Below are 972 nucleotides of genomic sequence, written 5' to 3' on the forward strand. Positions count from 1 at the left end.
TTACAAAACGCTCGAACTTCAGCAGAGTACCCATTTACGCCCATTGATCGCCCAGCGAGATCAACTCGCGGAGCAGATCAAACAAACCAACATCCTGGCCGGCACGCTTCTGGAATTCCAGTCGGGTCTGGACAGCATGTCGCTGTATGTCGAAGGAGCCATCCAGAGTACCTCGCAACTGGAGACGCTATGGATCTCCATTACTGACTACATCAATGCTTCGCAAAATAAAGTCATGGGTATGCACGAATTTCTGACCCTCAGAAGTTTTGTCTCCAGTTTCAAGATTGTTATTAAAAACTGGAAAACCGTTCAAGCCAACGCGAATCAACTCATCCACGCATTCGACTGACACCATCCAATCATTCAGGAAATATTCATCATGACCAACCTTATTTACGCCCAGCCTGACCTCGGCCGTATTCAAGAAAGCCGCGAGGCAATTCGTTATCAAGCGCTCGTTGGCTCTGCCAACCTGTATATCAAAGCCTTGAGCGATGAGTTGATCGCTTTGAATGCCGCCGTCAGCGACCTTGATCTTACGGCCGCGAATATCTTCACTTCGGCAATTACAGCGCTGGAGACCGACGACCTGAACGAAAACCTGCAGGCACTGGCCAGCCTCAACGCCAGTGAACCGAGTGCTCAGGTTGAAAAAGCACGCCAGCAGTATTCGCACATCGTCACGCAACTGATCAAGCTATGCGCTGAACACATGACCAGGTTGCACGCTTCACTGCACAACGGTGTGTTCGGCGTGCAGAGCATCGCCATCAGCAACAATCGTTTCCGACTTGAAGAATTGGCTGCGGCCAAAATCAGTCTGACCCAAGAGTACGACGCCGAGAAAATCCCGCTGGCCGAATTGAAAGACGATGAAACCGTTCTGAATCTGGCCATTGCCGAGTTCGAAAAGCTGACATTCATTGATCGAATCAAGCCATTGCTTGAACAACTGAAGGCGAATCATCG

At 50.0% G+C, this 972-nt stretch carries 1 protein-coding gene and 1 pseudogene; both read left to right on the plus strand.

Annotated features, from left to right (window positions below):
* Window positions 1–352, plus strand: a pseudogene (locus HT737_RS30190) (hypothetical protein); the annotation flags it as partial.
* Between the two features lie 30 nt (window positions 353–382).
* On the plus strand, window positions 383–972 hold a 590-nt coding region (locus HT737_RS30195; protein WP_182404653.1), incomplete at its 3' end, for a hypothetical protein.

Origin of the sequence: Pseudomonas sp. MD195_PC81_125 (assembly GCF_014060985.1) — a bacterium.
Taxonomy (GTDB): domain Bacteria; phylum Pseudomonadota; class Gammaproteobacteria; order Pseudomonadales; family Pseudomonadaceae; genus Aquipseudomonas; species Aquipseudomonas parakoreensis.